Source organism: Pantoea sp. CTOTU49201, from assembly GCF_032054795.1.
GTDB classification, from domain to species: domain Bacteria; phylum Pseudomonadota; class Gammaproteobacteria; order Enterobacterales; family Enterobacteriaceae; genus Pantoea; species Pantoea symbiotica.
Window position 1 is genome coordinate 1,598 of record NZ_DAMBSA010000390.1, and the last position, 2,754, is coordinate 4,351.

Genomic DNA, 2,754 nt, shown 5'->3' on the forward strand with positions numbered 1-2,754 from the left:
GCAAACGGGATGGGAGCCGGTGCTGGAAGAAGCCAAAGACGCCAAGATTCCGGTGTTCTTACTCGATCGCGCCATCGTGGTGAAAGACAAATCGCTGTATATGGCGGTGGTCACCGCTGACAACGTGCTGGAAGGCAAGTTGATTGGTGACTGGCTGGTGAAAACCGTAGCGGACAAAAAATGTAACGTCGTCGAGTTGCAAGGTACCGTTGGTGCCAGCGTGGCAATTGACCGTAAGAAAGGCTTCGCCGAAGCCATCGCGGGACACGACAACATCAAAGTGATTCGCTCGCAGTCCGGTGACTTTACCCGCAGCAAAGGTAAAGAGGTGATGGAGAGTTTCATCAAGGCGGAAAACAACGGCAAGAACATCTGCATGGTTTACGCGCATAACGATGATATGGCGATCGGTGCCATTCAGGCGATTAAAGAAGCCGGTCTCAAGCCGGGTAAAGATATCCTGACCGGTTCGATTGACGGCGTGCCCGATATCTACAAAGCGATGCTGGCCGGTGAAGCCAATGCCAACGTGGAGCTGACGCCAAACATGGCCGGTCCGGCATTCGACGCGCTGGAGAAATTCAAGAAAGACGGCACGATGCCGCCGAAAATCATCAAAACTGAATCGAAACTGTATCTGCCGGACTCCGCGCAGGCACAGCTCGATACCAAAAAAGGCATGGGTTACTGATCCCCGCAACCGCCCTTCGGGGCGGTTTTTGATGACGTAAGGCGAGGTAGAACCCGATGAGCACCTCCGATCAAACCGCACTGCTGACCATCAGCGGCGTCAGCAAAGGCTTTCCCGGCGTGAAGGCGCTGGATAATGTTTCGTTCAGCATCCGCAAGGGCGAGATCATGGCGCTGCTGGGCGAAAACGGCGCGGGCAAATCTACGCTGATTAAAGTCCTGACCGGCGTTTACACCCGCGATGCCGGCACGGTCACCCTGAATGGCAAGGCGATTACGCCGCACAATACCGCTGATGCGCAGGAGATGGGCATTGGCACCGTTTATCAGGAAGTGAATCTGCTGCCGAATATGTCGGTGGCGGATAATCTGTACATTGGTCGCGAGCCGCGCCGCTTTGGCATGATCGATCGCAAGCGCATGGTGCGCGATGCCGATGCGCTGATGCGCAATTACGGCTTCGTGCTCGACGTAACGCGTCCGCTGGGCCATTACTCGGTGGCGATGCAGCAGATCATTGCGATTTGCCGCGCGGTTGATCTCTCCGCGCAGGTGCTGATCCTCGATGAACCGACTGCCAGCCTCGATGCCAACGAAGTCGAAATGCTGTTTACCCTGATGGCGCAGCTGAAAGCCAAAGGGATGAGCCTGATTTTTGTTACCCATTTTCTCGACCAGGTTTACCGCATTACCGATCGCATCACCGTGCTGCGAAACGGCCAGTTTATTGCCACGCGCGATACCGCCACGCTGCCGCAGATTGAACTGATTAAGCTGATGCTGGGGCGCGAGCTGCTGGAAACCGCTTTGCAGCGTCAGGGCAGCACGCTGCGCAGCAATCAGCCGGTGGTGTTGTTTGAAGATTACGGCAAGAAGGGCACCATTGAACCGTTCAACCTGCAGGTGCGTCCGGGCGAAGTGGTGGGCCTGGCCGGATTGCTCGGTTCAGGCCGTACCGAAACCGCCGAAGTGCTGTTTGGCATTCGCCGCGCCGATCGCGGTACCGCGACCATCAAGGGTAAAGTGCAAAACATTCGCACACCCGCGAAGGCCTCGCGCCTTGGTATGGGTTTCTGCCCGGAAGATCGTAAAACCGACGGCATCATTGGTGGCGCATCGGTACGCGAAAATATCATTCTGGCATTGCAGGCACAGCGCGGCTGGCTGCGACCGATTAAGCGTCGTGAGCAGCAGGAGATCGCCGAGCGCTTTATTAAGAGTCTTGGCATTCGCACGCCGCATGCCGATCAGCCGGTTGAGCTGTTGTCCGGCGGCAACCAGCAGAAGGTGCTGCTGTCGCGCTGGCTGGTGACCAAACCGCAATTCCTGATCCTCGACGAGCCAACGCGCGGCATTGATGTGGGCGCGCACGCCGAGATCATTCGCTTAATTGAAACCCTGTGCGCCGACGGATTGGCGCTGCTGGTTATCTCCTCTGAACTCGAAGAACTGGTGGGCTATGCCGATCGCGTATTGATCATGCGCGATTTGAAGCAGGTGGCTGAAATCCCGCTGGAGCAGCTGTCGGTGGCCGCGATCGTCAACGCCATCGCCGATGGAGGAGCACAACATGCTTGAATCCCCTATGACACATGACAAACCCGAACGGCGTAAGCCGAAGCTGCCGCCTGGCATGCCGCAGATTGTGGCGCTGATTCTGGTGCTGCTGGTGGATAGCCTGGTGGCGAATAACTTTTTTGCCATTCACATTCAGGATGGCCGTTTGTTCGGTAGCCCGATTGATATTCTCAATCGCGCCGCGCCGGTGGCGCTGCTGGCGATCGGCATGACGCTGGTGATTGCCACCGGCGGCATCGATCTGTCGGTGGGCGCGGTGATGGCGATTGCGGGCGCGACGGCGGCGACCTTGACGGTGGCGGGGCACAGTTTGCCGTTCATCATTCTGGTGACGCTCGGTACCGGCCTGGCCTGCGGTTTATGGAATGGCATTTTGGTGGCGCTACTAAAAATTCAGCCGTTTGTCGCCACCTTGATATTGATGGTGGCGGGACGCGGCGTGGCGCAGCTGATTACGCAGGGGCAAATCGTCACCTTCAATAGCGA

The 2,754-nt window shown here is 57.4% G+C and carries 3 protein-coding genes; all 3 read left to right on the forward strand.

Translation table 11 applies throughout. From position 1 onward, the window contains the following. On the forward strand, window positions 1-691 hold a 691-nt coding region (locus RTY00_RS20675; RefSeq protein WP_312665924.1), incomplete at its 5' end, for an ABC transporter substrate-binding protein. A 56-nt stretch (window positions 692-747) separates the two neighbouring features. Continuing rightward, window positions 748-2,268, forward strand: coding sequence for a sugar ABC transporter ATP-binding protein (locus tag RTY00_RS20680; RefSeq protein WP_312665926.1), 1,521 nt, complete (start codon window positions 748-750; stop codon window positions 2,266-2,268). After that, window positions 2,261-2,754: ABC transporter permease (locus tag RTY00_RS20685; RefSeq protein ID WP_312665927.1), on the forward strand; the 494-nt coding region annotated here is incomplete at its 3' end. The genes RTY00_RS20680 and RTY00_RS20685, both read left to right, overlap by 8 nt.